A 14,818-nucleotide genomic window follows, 5' to 3' on the forward strand; every position below is an offset into this window, starting at 1 on the left:
ATAAAACTGTGCGAACGGTCGTGCTACTTGTTTCTTGCGGCTGGGGGGCGATCAATTGCCGAACCGATCAAGGAAGTTGAGGGACCGCCGAAGCGTCCGTCGCCGCCGACCGCAGACGTGCCGTGATGGCGGTGGCCGCCCTGCGATAGGCGAGTGCCTCGTCGTGCAGCACCGAGTGGGCGTTCGCCGTCTCCATGAGGGCGATCAACTCGAAGGCCAGCTGCGGGACATCGGTGTCCGGGCGCAGGCCGCCGGTGTCGCGTGCCTCGGCGAGACAGCTCTCCACCTGGTCCGTCCAGCCGCGGTTGGCGCCGACCAGCGCGTCGTGCACCGCGCCCTCGCGCGCGTCGAACTCGGCGATCACACCGTAGAAGAAGCAGCCGCCGGGAAAGATCCGCTGCTCCGAGTAGTCGAGCCAGCGCTCGCACAGACGTACCACCCGGCCCAGGCCCGGCGGGAGTCGCCGGGCCGGTTCCACCACCTCGTCCAGGAAGATGCGCCCGGCCGCCCGGACCGTCGCGAGTTGCAGCTCCTCCTTGGAGCCGAAGAGCGCGAACACCCCGCTCTTGCTGAGCTTCAGCTCGGTGGCGATCCGGCCGACCGACAGCGCCTCCAGGCCCTCGACCGACGCGATGTCGACCGTGCGGCGCAGCACCAGACGCCGGGTCTGGTTGCCGCGCTCCACACGGCCGTCGAGCTTGGCCGCACCGCCGCCCCCGGTGGTGTCCGGGGCGGCGGACCTGTCCGTGCTCATGGGGCCGACCTTCACTCGACTGCGGGAGTCCGCATTATCCCCCGCCGGTCCGCGGCCTCAGCGGGCCGCCCGCACCACCGCCTCCACCAGCCGCCCGTTCTCCACGGCGGGGCCGCCGGGGAACGCGTAGCGACGGCGGCTGTAGCCGTAGGCCACGCCCGTGCGCGGGTCCGCGAACGACTCCGAACCGCCGGCCCCCGCGTGACCGAAGGAGTCCTGGCCGAGCGACGGGTAGCGCACGGCCTCCGTCTCGAAGCCGAGCAGGAAGTGGTCCGGCTCGGCCGTCACCGCGTCGGGGCCCGGGCAGTGCAGCCGGGTGAACTCCGTGACGGTCTCCGGCTTCAGGAGCGCCGGAGCGCCGCCGACCCCGCTGAGCGCCGCCGCGTACAGCCGGGCGAGACCCCGCGCGTTGCCCACCGCGCCCGCCGAAGCGGGGCCGAGCGCCCGCACCGCGCGGGAGTTGGCGTAGTCCACCATGCTGAACTCCGGGTCGGCGGACCGGTTGAACGCCACCGCCATCAGGCTGTCGGGGGCGAGGCGGCGCGCGTCGAGCAGGGCCTGCTGCTCCGGAGTCGGCGCCATCGGCCGCACCGGGGTGAACCGCGCCTCCTCCGCCTCGGGCAGCCCGAGATAGAGGTCGATGCCGTACGGAGCGCGGATCCGCTCCTCATAGACCTCCTGGAGGGTGCGGCCCGTCACGCGGAGCACCACCTCGCCGATCAGCGCGCCGATCACGAGCGCGTGATAGCCGTACGTCGTGCCCGGTTCCCAGAACGGGCGCTGGCCGACCAGACGCCGGGCGATCACCCGGTCGTCCGCCAGCTCGTCCAGCGTGAACCCGCCGTCGACCCCGATGAGGCCCGAGCGGTGCGAGAGCAGCTCGCGCAGGGTCAGCCGGTCCTTGCCGTCCGCCGCGAACTCCGGCCAGTACGCGGCCACTTCGCGGTCCAGGTCGAGGACGCCCTCCTGCACGAGCAGCGCCGCCACCAGCTGCGCGGCACCCTTGGCGCAGGAGTAGACCCCGGTCAGCGTCGAACCGTCGAAGCCGTCACCGGCCCACAGGTCGACGACCTGGCGCCCGTGCACATACGCCGAGAGCTGTGCTCCCGGCTCCGTGGTGTCCTCCGCGAGCGCCGCCGCGAATTCCGCACGGACCTCCTCGAAGCCGTCCGCGACGGTGCCGTGCACCTCGATGCTGCTCGCGTTCCCGCTCATCTTGCGCCTCTCAGGGTGATGATGGATTTCCGTGGAGCTACCGGGTGATCGAGCCCGGAGCCCCGTGCGACCGGCGGCGGGTGGTCACGCTGCCGGCGAAGACGAGTTGCCCCGCCTGGTGTGCCTGGACCTCGACCCGGCGGTCGCCGCGGTCGTCGTACGGCAGGGGCTCCGCCGTGATCAGGACGGGCTTGTCGAACTCGACGTACCGCTCGAAGGAGGTGTCGAGGGCGACGAGGACCACGGGCTCGGGCGCGGCCTCGGCCTGTGCGGCCTGACTGGCGGCCTCGAGCAGCACCATGCCGGGCACATGGTCGTGGGGGTGGTCGAAGAGCACGCGGTGCGTGGTGTCGACGCGCAGCTGCCAGCAGTGCGGCCGGCCCGTGGGCGAGAGCACCACGTCGCGCTCATGGGCGCGGCCCACGCCCGTCGCCGCCACCGGCGGGGTGAGCGGTATCGCCTGGGCGAAGGCGTCCTTGGCGTTGGCGTAATTGCCGCGCAGGCGGTCGTAGATGGCCGGCGGGTGCGTGCTGTAGCGGAGCATGGCCGTGCCGAGCGGCAGGCCGGAGCGGGTCACCTGCACCTGGGACGTCATATGGGCGGAGCCCATCCGGCGCCGCTTGACGTCGGTGTGGGTGATCACGAGCTCCACCTCGGCGGGCTCCGAATCCACCCACAGGGCATCGGGGTTGACCGTGGAGCGCAGATACTCCCAGCCGAGCCGATGGTCGAGTGGTATGTCATGTGCGGTGTGGGTGAGCAGCGCGAGCGCCTGGCGCAGGCTCTCCGTGGCGAGCAGCGGGCTGTAGCGCTCGCCCTCGCTGTAGAACGGGTGGTGCTGCGGCCATCGCGCGGTCACGACCTGGCAGTTCTCCGACAGCGAGTGCCAGCCGGTGACCAGGGCCTCGTCCGACACGGACTTGCGTACGAGCGTGCTGGAGTCGATCGTTCTGTGCTGCATGGCAATGGTGGACTGCATCACGAGTTTCCTCCCCTTGAAACTGTGCGCTGGACCGAGGCTCGAGCCCCGGTACATCCAGTAAGGTAAAGAATACTATTTTTATTGTCGAGCAAGATCTGTGGGGCATGTGTGGTGGCACGAACGTTGAAGCAGGAGAGGGCTGAACGGACGCGGGCCACACTCGTCCGAGCGGGGGCCGAGGTCTTCGCCAAGTGTGGTTTCGCCGGGGCCAGCGTCACGCGGATCGCCGAGCAGGCGGGGCTGACGCTGGGGGCGATGTACTTCCACTTCAAGTCCAAGGAGGACCTGGCGCGCGAGATCGTCATGAGTCAGCCGGACATGGTGGTCCCGCCGGTCTCCGCGCAAGGGCTGCAGCGCGTCATCGACGTGACGCTGACGTGGGCGTACCAACTGCGCGAGGACCCGCTGCTGCAGGCGGGCGCGCGGCTCGTGATGGACCAGGAGAGCTTCCTGGAGTCGAACGTGAACTCGCACCGGCAGTGGATGGGCATCCTGGTGGCCGACCTGAAGGATGCCCGGCGCCGCCGCGAGCTGCGGGCCGGCGTGGACGTCGACCGCTACGCACGGCTCATCGTCAGTGCGTGTACGGGCGCTCAGATGCATGCCCAGATGGAGAGTTCGCGCCGCGATCTGCCGCAGCGCATCGAGGAGATGTGGGAGTGCCTGCTGCCCGCCATCGCGGTGCCGAGCGCGGCCAAGAAGATGCAGTTCGGCGAGGAACGGGGCAAGGCGCAGTGAAGGCATGGACGAACGACGGTCCGCGGATCGTGGTGACCGGCGCGACCGGTGCGACGGGACAGCACGTGGCCCGTGCCCTGGAGGGCGAGGGCCAGGTCCGCCTCGTGGTGCGGGATGCCGACAAGGCGCGGCGGATGGGGCTGCCCGGTGACGTCGTCGTGGGGGACTACGGCGATCCGGCGGGCCTCAAGGAGGTGCTCGCGGGGGCCGACGCGGTGTACGTGGTCACGGCCAACCCGCTGCGTCCGCGGCAGGACGCGGACATCCTGGACGCCGCGCGGGCCGGGGGAGTGGGCAGGGCGGTGAAGATCTCCTGGGTGGCCGTCGCGGACCCGGACGCCGATGACCTCGTCGCCCGCTGGTGCCGCGAGAGCGAGGCGCTGCTGCGCGGCTCGGGCCTCGACTGGACGGTCCTGCGGCTGCGTTCGCCCATGAGCAACACGCTCTCCTGGGCGCGGTCGATCCGGGAGGAGGGCGTCGTGCGCGGCCTCGGCGGGGACGCGCGCACCGCCTGCGTGGACCCCCGTGACGTGGCGGAGATCGCACGGCGCGCGCTCGTCGAGGAGGGGCACGCGGGCAAGACGTACGCACTGACGGGGCCGGAGCTGCTGTCGCCCCGCGAGCAGACGCAACACCTTGCCCGACTGCTGCAACGTACGCTGGAATTCCAGGAACTGACGCCGGATCAGGCGCTGGAGCGGTGGCGTGCGCGGGTGCCGGAGGCGGTCGCGCAGGCGCTCCTCGAAGGGGCCGAGCGCCGCGCGGACGGGGCATCGGCGCAGGCGGAGGACGACTGCGCGCGGCTGCTTGGACGCACGCCCACGACGTACGCGGCATGGGCGGCGGACCACATCGAGTCGTTCCGTTAGGACGGGGCGGGCTTCAGCGGCTGGTGGGTGTCCGATTACCGTCTGGTCCGGACCAGATCGGTTACGCGGGAGGGGATTCAGCGTGGTGGAGTCGGCTCAGGGGCTGCTCGAGGGCAAGGTCGTCATGGTCACGGGGGCGTCCAGCGGCATAGGCGAGGCGGCGGCCCGGCTGTTCGCCGAGCAGGGGGCGGCGGTGACCCTCATGGCGCGGCGCGAGGACAGGCTGCGCGCGCTGGCCGAGGACATCGAGGGCGCGGGCGGCCGGGCCCTGGTGACGGCGGGGAGCGTGACCTCGCCCGCGGACGTGGAGCGCGCCGTGACCGGGGCGGTCGAGGCGTTCGGCAGGCTCGACGCGGCGTTCAACAACGCCGGGTGGGGGAGCATCGGCTCCCCGCTGCACGAGACGGGCGACGACGTCTTCGAGCAGGTCATGGACGTGAACGTACGCGGCGTGTGGAACTGCCTCAAGCAGCAGATCCCGGTGATGCTGCGCCAGGGCTCCGGATCGATCGTCAACACGTCCAGTACGGCGGGGATGTTCGCGACCGGGGCGATCGCCCCGTACGTGGCGGCCAAGCACGCGGTGCTTGGCCTGACGAAGGCCGCGGCCGCCGAGTACGGCCAGCGGGGCATCCGCGTCAACGCGCTCATGGTGGGCAGCACCCGCACCGAGCTGATGGAGACGGCCATGGAGCAGATTCCGCAGCTGGAGCAGGCCGCCGTCGGCCGGGCCATCCAGCGGCGGCTCGCCGATCCGCGCGAGGTGGCCCGGGCGGCCGCCTGGCTCTGCAGCGAACAGTCCTCCTTCGTGACGGGCGCGGGCGTGCCCGTGGACGGAGGGTGCAGCGCCGTGTGAGACGGGGGCAGCCTCCGTCGTCGAGGGTGGCTCGTGTGTCGGCGGTGCCTCATGCCGGGATAGCGCGCCGAACTGCCTTGTGGACATGATCACTTGGTCGGCCCGCTCGTCCGACTCCCGGCACGTCGGCCGGGCCGAGGCACCGGCGACGGCGATCGCGCCGGGTGCCCGTCGGGCCCGGCCTCCGAGGATCTGGTTCCGGCGGCGGGCGTCGCGCGCCTCGATGGCCGGCTCCGGCGCGCCTCACGCGTCGACGCCGCCTGCGGCCGGCGACGCGTGGGGCAGCAGCTGCCAGATGCGGGTGAGCATGTCGGAGTTGCTCTGGCCGTCGTCGGGCAGGCCGCGGTGCCGCAGTGTGGCCTCCACCCCGCAGACCAGGTGCACGGCCATGGCGGTGAGCGCCGCCGAGTCCGTGCCGTGGCTCGTCCCCTCGGCACCCGCCCGCAGCCGCTCGCCGATCACCGGCACCCATTCGCTCTCCCAGCGGTGCTGGTCGTCGTAGGCCTCGCGGGCCAGCCGCGCCGCGGCCCGCACCGAGACGTCCCGCTCCAGCAGTTCCACCAGGGTGACGGTGAGCGAGACGACGCACTGGAAGGGCGCCTCCCGGCGCGCGGTCGCGTCGGCCACGAGCGCGCGGGTGGCCGCGATGCCCTGGTCCCGTACGGCCCGGGCCAGTTGGTTCTTCGACGAGAAGTGGAAGGTCAGCGCGCCGATCGAGATCCCCGCGGCTGCGGCGATCCCCGCGAGCGAGGCGCCCGCGTAGCCCCGGCGGTCGAACTCCGCCGCGGCCGCTTCCAGTAAGGCGCGGCGCGTGCGACCGGCCCTCTCCTGCTTCATCCTGTCCCTTCCCTGGCCGTGCCACGACGTGGATATGCCGCTGGAAGTGGCGTCCGCCACCCCGTGAGATTAGCCCGCACGAGAGTATCCAGCACTCAAGAAAAACAAAAAAACTACTATGTTAGTCTTCGAGGGTTGGTGGAGCGGGACCAGAGTTGAAGGGGGCGACTTATGGAACTGAGGATGCTCGGGGAATTGGCCGTGCTGGAGTGCGGAGTGCCGATCTCCCCGCCCAACGCGCCGGTCAGGCAACTGCTCGCGCTGCTCGCGGCATCGGCCGACCGCGCCGTGCCCACATGCGTACTGGCCGAGGAGCTGTGGTCCGAGGGGCGCCCGGCCCACTGTGACCAGGTGCTCGACTCCTACGTCAACCAGCTGCGTACGGCCATCGATGCCGCGCTGCGGTCGGCCGGCAGCGAGCGGTCCGCCGAGGACGTGCTGGTCCGGGTCGCGGGCGGCTACCGCCTTGACACCGGCGGCGGTTCGAGCGACGCCCGGGCCTTCGAGCGGACGGCCGGGGCGGGCTACCGGGCGCTGGAGGCGGGCGACCTGGGCGCGGCGAGCCAGCGGCTGCGCGAGGCGCTCGACCTGTGGGCGGCCGCCCCGTTCCTGGGAGTCGCCCAGGGGCCGCATCTGCGCTCGCAGGCGGCCCAGCTCGCGGGCTCCTGGCAGCGGGCCGTGGGCCGGTGGATCGACGCGGACATCAGGCTCGGGCGCTGGCGCGAGCTGTGCGTCGACCTGACGCGCGTCCTCGCCCGGTTCCGCCCCCCGACGCCGCTGTACGCGCAGTTGAAGGCGGACCTGGACCGCAAGGGCCAGGACCGCGAGATCATCACCGAGTATCTGCGCCGCAGCCGCAGCACCGCGACGGCCGTCACCGGCCGGGCGCCGGCCCGCGGCCACATGCCGCTGCGGGTGCGTGCCGCCGCCGCGCCGAACGTGATGCTGCGGCGCACCGTGCCCGGCAACTCCGGTGCGGCGGACGGGCGTTGGCCCGGAACGGTGCTGGCGCGCCGGCCCGACTTGATGGACTGGAGCGCGATCTGACGAGCTGTCCCGGGAGGCGTTGGAGACGGGTGCGGAGTGCGCCAGCATGGCGCCCGGCGGGGGCCGTGCGGGGCTCCCGCCCGCCGATCTTCTTCGACAAGGAGCCCTGAGACCTCGTGACTCGTCAGGCGACAACTACCCCGACCTCCGGCCGGACCACCGTCTCCCTTCCGTGGGGTGAGCTGGACGGCCGCGCCGTGAACGTCGCCCGTGGCATCGCCGTGGACGCCGTCGAAACCGCGGGCCACGGCCACCCCGGCACCGCCATGAGCCTGGCCCCGGCCGCGTATCTGCTCTTCCAGCGGCTGCTGCGGCACGACCCCGCCGACCCCGGCTGGGCGGGCCGCGACCGGTTCGTGCTCTCCTGCGGGCACTCCAGCCTCACCCTCTACACCCAGCTCTACCTGTCGGGCTACGGGCTCGAACTCGGAGACCTCAAGGCCCTGCGCACCGAGGGCAGTCTGACGCCCGCCCATCCCGAGTACGGCCACACGCCGGGCGTGGAGACCACGACGGGGCCGCTCGGGCAGGGGCTCGCCAACGCCGTGGGCATGGCGATGGCCGCCCGGCGCGAGCGGGGCCTGTTCGACCCGGACGCCGAGGCCGGGCAGTCGCCCTTCGACCACACGGTCTGGGTCTTCGCCTCCGACGGCGACCTGGAGGAGGGCATCAGCCACGAGGCCGGCTCCCTGGCCGGCCACCAGAAGCTGGGCAATCTCGTCGTGCTCTACGACGACAACCACATCTCCATCGAGGACGACACCCGCATCGCCCAGTCCGAGGACGTGCTCGCGCGCTACCGGGCGTACGGCTGGCACGTCGACCGGGTCGACTGGACCACGCACGACGGCTACCGCGAGGACGTACCCGCGCTGCACGCGGCCCTCGAACGCGCACGGAGCACCACCGACCGCCCCTCGCTCGTCGCCCTGCGCACGATCATCGGCTGGCCCGCGCCGAACAAGCAGAACACCGGCAAGATCCACGGCGCGGCCCTCGGCGCCGAGGAGGCGGCGGCCGCCAAGCGCGCCATGGGCCTGGACCCGGACGCGGACTTCCAGGTCCCGGACGAGGTGCTCGCCCATGCCCGTGAGGTCGTCGGACGGGGCCGCGAACTGCGGGCGCACTGGGACAAGCGCTTCACGGACTGGCGCTCCGCCCACCCCGAACGGGCCGCTCTGTACGACCGGATCGGCGCCCGGCGGCTGCCCGACGGCTGGGCCGACGCGCTGCCGTCCTTCGAGCCGGGCCGGGCCGTCGCGACGCGCAAGGCCTCGGGCGAGGTGCTGAGCGCGCTGGCCGCCGGGCTGCCCGAACTCTGGGGCGGCTCCGCCGACCTGGCGGAGAGCAACAACACCACCATGGCGGGCGAACCCTCCTTCATACCCGAGGAGTTCGCCACCGAGGCCTTCGCCGGCCACCGGTACGGGCGCACCCTGCACTTCGGCATCCGCGAGCACGCCATGGGCGCCGTGCTCAACGGCATCGCCCTGCACGGCGGCACCCGCCCCTACGGCGGCACGTTCCTGGTGTTCTCGGACTACATGCGGCCCGCCGTGCGGCTCGCCGCGATGATGCGGCTGCCCGTCACCTACGTATGGACGCACGACTCCATCGGCCTCGGCGAGGACGGGCCCACCCATCAGCCGGTCGAGCATCTGTGGGCGCTGCGCGGCATCCCCGGCCTCGACGTCGTCCGCCCCGCCGACGCCAACGAGACGGTCGCCGCCTGGCGCGGCGTCCTGGAGCGCACCGACCGGCCCGCCGGGCTCTGCCTGAGCCGGCAGACCCTGCCCGTCCTCGACCGGGGCGAAGACAGCGAACTGGCCGCGGCCGACGGCGCGGTGCGGGGCGGATACGTGCTCGCCGACGCCGACGGCGGCACTCCGGACGTCGTCGTCATCGCCACCGGCAGCGAGGTGCACGTCGCGCTCGCCGCCCGCGAGATCCTGCGCTCCGAGGGCATCGGAGCACGCGTGGTGTCCATGCCGTGCCTGGAGTGGTTCCAGGAGCAGGACCAGGCCTACCGCGACGAGGTGCTGCCGCCCGAGGTGGGCGCCCGTGTCTCGGTGGAGGCGGGCACGGCCGTCGGCTGGTACCTGCTGCTCGGCTCGGCCGGAGAGGCCGTGTCGCTCGACCAGTTCGGCGCGTCGGCCCCCTACCAGTCGCTGTACGAACGCTTCGGCTTCACTCCGGAGAAGGTGGCGGCGGCGGCCCGCACCAGCCTGCGCCGGGCCCGGCGCGAAGGCTGACCCCGACGGCGGCGGCGACCGTGCCGGACCCCGACCGGCACGGAGCTCGGTTGACTGGCCGATCTTGACCTGTCTAGGTTCGGCACGACGGCAGCACGCCGACGGGGGGCAGGAATGGCGGACGAAGCGGACAAACATGACCTCGACGCACTCGTCGTACTGAGGCTCCTCGCCGAAGAGACGCCACTGGAGCACTACGAAGAGCTCCTCAGGCGCGCGAGCCTGGAGTCCTCCCCGGCCGACCTGGCCCGGCTCGAACAGGCGGTCAGACTCGCCTACGTCATCCATGCCACCCAGGGCCGGCAACGGCAGCGCGAGGACGGGCTCGCCGAACTCGTCGACACCGCCCGCGACATGACCCAGCCGCACGACCTGGGCGAGCTGCTCCATGTCATCGCCCGCCGGGTCAAGCGGATCATCAACGCGGACCTGGCGTGCATCGGCCTCAGCGACGAGGACGGCGGCCTGAGCCTGCACGCCCCCGAGGGCGCGACCACCATCGTCATGACGGGGATGCACCTGGAGAACGGGCCGGGCCAGCAGGCCATGGCCGGCGGGGCCCCGCTGTGGACCGCCGACTATCTGCGCGACGCGAGCATGGACCACGGCCCGCAGGTCGACGAGGTGGTCCGCGCGGAAGGCGTCAGGTCGCTGCTCGTCGTGCCCCTGGTCCACGGCGACAGCGCCCTGGGCGTCCTGTTCTGCGCCTGGCGCAGTGTGCGCCACCTCACCCCGGACGAGATCGGCCTGGTCTGCTCGCTCGCCGCGCTCGGCGCCGTGGCGATCGAGCGCGCGCAGCGGCTCCAGGACGCCAGGAGCGAGGTGAGCGAACTCGAACTGGACGGCTTCCACGCCCGTACGACCCTGGCCCGCCTGGAACAGCTCGGCGACGCCCACGGCCGCATGATGGGCCTGCTGCTGTCCGGAGCGGATCTCGACACCGTGGCCCAGGCCGCCGCCGACGCCCTGGACAGCACCGTCCAACTGCGCGACCCGGCGGGCCGGATCATGGCCGCCACCGGCGCCCTGCCCGACCTGGACGAGGACGCCGTGGCCAGGACGTCCTGGGACGCCCACGCGCACCGCACCCCGGTCGCCCACGACGAACAGACGTGGGTGGTGCCCGTGCTCGCCGGCGTCGAGAACCTCGGCTTCGCCGTGGTGCGCCCCACCACCGTGCTGGTCGGCGAGGACCAGCAGCTGCTGCGCCTCGCCGTCCAGGCCTTCGCCCTGCAGCTCCTCCTGCAACGGGGCACGGCCGTGGCGCAGGGGCCCGTGCACGACGCGCTCTTCGACGAACTGCTCGCCCTGCCCGCCCGCGGATCGCAGCAGGCACGCCACCTCGAACAGCGCCTGGCCGTCGTCGGCCTCGACCTCACCGAGCCGCACGTCCTGCTCGCCGTACGCCCCGAGAGCGGCGGATACGGCCGCGCGATCGTCTGGGCCTCCTCCTACGCGCACGGGCAGTCGGGCCTGAAGACCGTGCAGGACGGCCACATCGTGCTGCTGCTGCCCGGCACCGACGCGTCGGCCACCGCACGCTCCGTGGGCGCCGAGCTGACGGCGGCGCTCAGACACCCGGTGACCGTCGGCGCGGCCGGCCCCGGCCGGGACCCCGGCGACGTGGGCCGCATGTACCAGGAGGCGGTGCGCTGCCTGGAGGCACTGGCCACCCTCGACGCCACCGGCAGCGCCGCCTCCCTGGAAGACCTGGGCTTCATGGGCCTGTTGCTGTCCGAGACGCACGACGTGGGCGGCTTCATCGGCACCGCCATCGGACCGGTCCTCGACTACGACCGGGAGCAGGGCACCGACCTCGCCGAGACGCTGGAGGCGTACTTCGCGACGGGAGGCAGCCCGAGCAAGGCCGCCGAGATCCTGCACGTCCACCCGAACACGGTGTCGCGGCGCCTGGACCGGGTCACCGTGCTCCTCGGACCGAACTGGCAGCAGCCGGGCCGCGCCCTCGACGTCCAACTGGCCCTGCGGATGCATCGGATGAGGTCCGTCCTGAGCCTCGGGCCGACCGGCACCGCGCACTCCTGAGGCCACGGGGCCCGGCCGCCCCGAAGGTGACGTACTGTGCCGCGCGACCGGTGGCGACGGCGCGGCGATCACTAGCGTGCGGTGGATGAAGCCACGCATCCACCTGGGCACCGGGAGGCCGCCATGCAGCTAGGGATCTTCTCCGTCGGCGACGTCAGCACGGACCCGGTGACCGGCCGGGCACCCGGCGAGCACGAACGGATCAAGGCGATGGTCGCCATCGCCCTCAAGGCCGAGGAGGTCGGGTTCGACGTCTTCGCCACGGGGGAGCACCACAACCCGCCCTTCGTGCCGTCCTCCCCGACGACCCTTCTCGGATACGTCGCGGCGCGCACCGAGCGGCTGATCCTGTCCACGTCCACCACGCTGATCACCACCAACGACCCGGTGAAGATCGCCGAGGACTACGCGATGCTGCAGCACCTCGCCGAGGGGCGGGTCGACCTGATGCTCGGCCGCGGCAACACCGGTCCGGTCTATCCCTGGTTCGGCCAGGACATCCGCCAGGGCATCCCGCTCGCCGTCGAGAACTACGCGCTGCTGCGCCGGCTGTGGCGGGAGACGGACGTGGAGTGGGAGGGCCGCTTCCGCACCCCGCTGAGCGGATTCACCTCGACGCCCCGTCCGCTGGCGGACGTTCCCCCGTTCGTCTGGCACGGCTCGATCCGCTCGCCGCAGATCGCCGAGCAGGCCGCGTACTACGGAGACGGCTTCTTCCACAACAACATCTTCTGGCCCCCGGCCCACACCAGGCAGATGGTCGAGCTCTACCGCGAGCGCTTCGCCCACCACGGGCACGGCACGCCCGCCCAGGCCGTCGTGGGCCTGGGCGGACAGTGTTTCGTACGACGCCGGTCGCAGGACGCGGTCCGGGAGTTCCGGCCCTACTTCGACCACTCGCCGGTGATGGGGGGCGGCGGCTCCCTTGAGGAGTACATGGAGGCCACGCCGCTCAGCGTGGGATCGCCGCAGGAGATCATCGACAAGACGCTGACGTTCCGCGAGTACTGCGGCGACTACCAGCGCCAGCTCTTCAACGTCGACGGCTGCGGACTCCCCCTGAAGACCGTCCTGGAACAGCTCGACATCCTCGGCGAGGAGGTCATCCCCGTACTGCGCAAGGAGTTCGCGCGGCTGCGCCCCTCGGACACGCCCGCCGCGCCGGAGCACCCGGCGGTGCGGGGCTGACGGCGGCCGCCTCCGCCCGGCCGCCGGGGTTTCACTCGGCGGCCCCCAGGGCGATCGCCGCGTGCGCCACCGAGGCGAGCGTCATATGGCGGTGCCAGCCGCGGAACGAGCGCCCCACGAAGTCGCGCAGACCGGTCCGTTCGCCGATGCACGCGAAGTCCTCCTCCACGCGTGCGGTCAGCTTGGTCAGCCGCACCAGGGACGCGATCGGCAGCCGCGTCATGCCGGTGAGCCACAGGTTCGTCGGAGGCTGGGCCGGATCGGTCCACTCGCCCAGCAGGAGCAGCCGCTGCGGACGCTCGCCGAACGGGCCCGGCACCGCCACGGGAACGGCGGCGGCCAGGGACGTGCGCGTGGTGTTCCCGGCCGCGGCGTCCTGCCAGGCGACCGGGGCCCGCATCCCCTTGACCAGTTCGAGGATCCGCCGGGCGGGCAGCGAACCGGCCCGGTAGCCCGGCAGCGCCCGGTCCGCGACGGAGAGCCGGCACGAGGGGCTGATCTGGGCGAGGAACGGCACACCGCCCGCGGCGAGGCGGCCGGTCGCGGCCGAGATGCCGCCGCGCCGCAGGTCGAGCAGGACCGGGCGGCGCGGAATGTTCCACTGCCGCGCCATCTGCACGACGGCGGCCACCGCACACTCCTCGGCGCTCTCCGACCGGTGCCCCTCGGGTACTTCGGCCTGCTCGCGCAGCTCGGGGTCGGTGACCCACGGCTCCGGGAGCACCATCCGCCAGTTGACGGGGGCGCTCAGCTCCGGGGAGGCCAGCCAGACGCCGAGCGCCTGCTGGCCGCGGAAGACCTGGCCCAGGTGCGAGGCGAACTGCTGGTCCACGCCCACCGAGTGGCGGCCCGCCTTGGGTATGTGGATCGGCCGCACCACCCAGGCCTGCGGGGCGGCGGTGTGCTCGACGTAGTCGGCCAGGGCGGTGCGCAGCGGGTGCCAGTCCCAGGCGGAGCTGGAGATGAAGTGGTGCAGGCTCTGCTCCATCGCGGCGCCGCCCAGATGCGCCGCGATGTTGCGGATGGACTTGCGGCCCGGCGTGGTCAGCAGCCCGTGCAGATACTGCTCGGCCCTGCGCCGCCGGTCCTTGCGGCCGAGCAGGGAGAAGAGGGCGGTGGACAGCTCCGCGACGACGTCGTCGGACAGGCCGGCACCAGCGGGGATACAGCGTTGGCGAGGCACTGTCAGGGTGTCGGCGGCGTAACGGTTCCCGAGGACAATTGCGTTCACGATGCTCCAACCGTGGTCGGGCAGCACTGTTCGGCTGCCCCATCACCTTGGCTGGCGGAGCACCCCTCCCACGAGGTGCGCCGGGCACCTGAATGGGGGTGTTCCCGCACCGGTGACCACCTGCCGCCGGCCGCCGGGAGCCACGCCCTGGGACGCGCTTGACGAGGCCTTTACGGTCCTTTGGGGTGCCGCTGAGGGGGTGTGGCGGGACCACCATGGACCGGGCTCCGGTGTGGGGTGCGGCCCCACACCGGCCGGTGTCCGCCGGGCTAGAGGGCCAGATTGTCGAGGTACGACCGCACGTTGCGCCGGGTCTCGGGCACGCTGTCGCCGCCGAACTTCTCCGCGACCGCGTCCGCGAGCACCAGGGCCACCATCGCCTCGGCGACGATGCCCGCCGCCGGGACCGCGCACACGTCCGAGCGCTGGTGGTGCGCCTTGGTCGCCTCACCCGTCACCACATCCACGGTGGCCAGCGCGCGGGGCACGGTCGCGATCGGCTTCATCGCGGCCCGCACGCGCAGCAGCTCACCCGTGGTCAGACCACCCTCCGTGCCGCCGGAACGCCCGGAGGTGCGCTTGATGCCGTCCTCGGTGGAGACGATCTCGTCGTGCGCCTTGGAACCCGGCACCCGCGCCAGCTCGAACCCGTCACCGACCTCCACCCCCTTGATGGCCTGAATACCCATCAACGCGGCCGCCAGACGGGCGTCGAGCCGCCGGTCCCAGTGCACGTGCGAGCCCAGCCCCACCGGCACGCCGTAGGCCAGCACCTCCACGACACCACCGAGGGTGTCGCCGTC

General features: G+C 72.4%; 13 protein-coding genes. 7 read left to right on the top strand and 6 right to left on the bottom strand.

Annotated features, from left to right (window positions below; genetic code table 11):
- Window positions 1-67: 67 nt before the first annotated feature.
- Genes ACIBKX_RS39575 through ACIBKX_RS39585 form a run of 3 tightly spaced genes read right to left on the bottom strand, consistent with a single transcriptional unit; the run spans window position 68 to window position 2,930 of the window.
- Window positions 68-754: a TetR/AcrR family transcriptional regulator gene (locus tag ACIBKX_RS39575; protein WP_363276655.1), complete on the bottom strand. Its 687-nt coding sequence runs from the start codon at window positions 752-754 to the stop codon at window positions 68-70.
- A gap of 57 nt (window positions 755-811) precedes the next feature.
- Complete coding sequence (locus tag ACIBKX_RS39580) at window positions 812-1,969, bottom strand: serine hydrolase domain-containing protein (RefSeq protein ID WP_363276654.1); 1,158 nt, start codon at window positions 1,967-1,969, stop codon at window positions 812-814.
- Window positions 1,970-2,006: 37 nt separating this feature from the next.
- Window positions 2,007-2,930: a ScbA/BarX family gamma-butyrolactone biosynthesis protein gene (locus tag ACIBKX_RS39585; RefSeq protein ID WP_363276653.1), complete on the bottom strand. Its 924-nt coding sequence runs from the start codon at window positions 2,928-2,930 to the stop codon at window positions 2,007-2,009.
- 129 nt (window positions 2,931-3,059) lie between these two features.
- Between ACIBKX_RS39585 and ACIBKX_RS39590 the strand changes: the two genes are divergently transcribed.
- The 3 genes from ACIBKX_RS39590 (at window position 3,060) to ACIBKX_RS39600 (ending at window position 5,414) form a co-directional block, all read left to right on the top strand.
- Window positions 3,060-3,689 (top strand): ScbR family autoregulator-binding transcription factor, encoded by a 630-nt coding sequence (locus ACIBKX_RS39590; RefSeq protein ID WP_363276652.1) that lies wholly within the window; start codon window positions 3,060-3,062, stop codon window positions 3,687-3,689.
- On the top strand, window positions 3,686-4,558 hold the full coding sequence (locus ACIBKX_RS39595; RefSeq protein ID WP_363276651.1) for an NAD(P)H-binding protein: 873 nt from the start codon (window positions 3,686-3,688) through the stop codon (window positions 4,556-4,558). The genes ACIBKX_RS39590 and ACIBKX_RS39595 overlap by 4 nt, the downstream gene beginning before the upstream one ends.
- An 82-nt stretch (window positions 4,559-4,640) precedes the next feature.
- On the top strand, window positions 4,641-5,414 hold the full coding sequence (locus tag ACIBKX_RS39600) for a glucose 1-dehydrogenase (protein ID WP_363276650.1): 774 nt from the start codon (window positions 4,641-4,643) through the stop codon (window positions 5,412-5,414).
- A gap of 243 nt (window positions 5,415-5,657) precedes the next feature.
- Here ACIBKX_RS39600 and ACIBKX_RS39605 read toward each other — a convergent pair whose 3' ends face one another.
- Complete coding sequence (locus tag ACIBKX_RS39605) at window positions 5,658-6,251, bottom strand: TetR family transcriptional regulator (RefSeq protein WP_363276649.1); 594 nt, start codon at window positions 6,249-6,251, stop codon at window positions 5,658-5,660.
- 171 nt (window positions 6,252-6,422) lie between these two features.
- On the opposite strand from ACIBKX_RS39605, the gene ACIBKX_RS39610 reads away from it, so the two are divergent.
- The 4 genes from ACIBKX_RS39610 to ACIBKX_RS39625 all read left to right on the top strand — a co-directional run bounded on the left by ACIBKX_RS39610 (window position 6,423) and on the right by ACIBKX_RS39625 (window position 12,784).
- Window positions 6,423-7,298 carry a BTAD domain-containing putative transcriptional regulator gene (locus tag ACIBKX_RS39610; protein WP_363276648.1) on the top strand — a complete coding sequence of 292 codons (876 nt, stop codon included), beginning with the start codon at window positions 6,423-6,425 and terminating at the stop codon, window positions 7,296-7,298.
- A gap of 197 nt (window positions 7,299-7,495) precedes the next feature.
- Complete coding sequence (gene tkt, locus ACIBKX_RS39615; protein ID WP_363276647.1) at window positions 7,496-9,550, top strand: transketolase; 2,055 nt, start codon at window positions 7,496-7,498, stop codon at window positions 9,548-9,550.
- Between the two features lie 114 nt (window positions 9,551-9,664).
- The gene (locus ACIBKX_RS39620; RefSeq protein ID WP_363276646.1) at window positions 9,665-11,596 is read left to right on the top strand and encodes a helix-turn-helix domain-containing protein; all 1,932 of its coding nucleotides are present in this window, start codon (window positions 9,665-9,667) and stop codon (window positions 11,594-11,596) included.
- Window positions 11,597-11,719: 123 nt separating this feature from the next.
- On the top strand, window positions 11,720-12,784 hold the full coding sequence (locus ACIBKX_RS39625; RefSeq protein WP_363276645.1) for a CE1758 family FMN-dependent luciferase-like monooxygenase: 1,065 nt from the start codon (window positions 11,720-11,722) through the stop codon (window positions 12,782-12,784).
- 31 nt (window positions 12,785-12,815) lie between these two features.
- On the opposite strand, the gene ACIBKX_RS39630 is transcribed toward ACIBKX_RS39625, so the two are convergent.
- Together ACIBKX_RS39630 and aroC are read right to left on the bottom strand one after the other, a co-directional pair.
- On the bottom strand, window positions 12,816-14,015 hold the full coding sequence (locus ACIBKX_RS39630) for a transposase (RefSeq protein WP_363276644.1): 1,200 nt from the start codon (window positions 14,013-14,015) through the stop codon (window positions 12,816-12,818).
- 269 nt (window positions 14,016-14,284) lie between these two features.
- The coding region (gene aroC, locus ACIBKX_RS39635) for a chorismate synthase (protein ID WP_399377266.1) at window positions 14,285-14,818 on the bottom strand (534 nt) is incomplete at its 5' end.

Source organism: Streptomyces sp. NPDC050658, from assembly GCF_044457025.1.
In the GTDB taxonomy this organism is placed as follows: domain Bacteria; phylum Actinomycetota; class Actinomycetes; order Streptomycetales; family Streptomycetaceae; genus Streptomyces.

Bases quoted from the DNA above. Each gene is read 5' to 3' on its own strand.
- ACIBKX_RS39585 (WP_363276653.1), bottom strand. From the start codon at position 2,930: ATGCAGCACAGAACGATCGACTCCAGCACGCTCGTACGCAAGTCCGTG.
- ACIBKX_RS39605 (WP_363276649.1), bottom strand. From the start codon at position 6,251: ATGAAGCAGGAGAGGGCCGGTCGCACGCGCCGCGCCTTACTGGAAGCG.
- ACIBKX_RS39625 (WP_363276645.1), top strand. From the start codon at position 11,720: ATGCAGCTAGGGATCTTCTCCGTCGGCGACGTCAGCACGGACCCGGTG.
- ACIBKX_RS39610 (WP_363276648.1), top strand. From the start codon at position 6,423: ATGGAACTGAGGATGCTCGGGGAATTGGCCGTGCTGGAGTGCGGAGTG.
- ACIBKX_RS39620 (WP_363276646.1), top strand. From the start codon at position 9,665: ATGGCGGACGAAGCGGACAAACATGACCTCGACGCACTCGTCGTACTG.
- ACIBKX_RS39580 (WP_363276654.1), bottom strand. From the start codon at position 1,969: ATGAGCGGGAACGCGAGCAGCATCGAGGTGCACGGCACCGTCGCGGAC.
- ACIBKX_RS39575 (WP_363276655.1), bottom strand. From the start codon at position 754: ATGAGCACGGACAGGTCCGCCGCCCCGGACACCACCGGGGGCGGCGGT.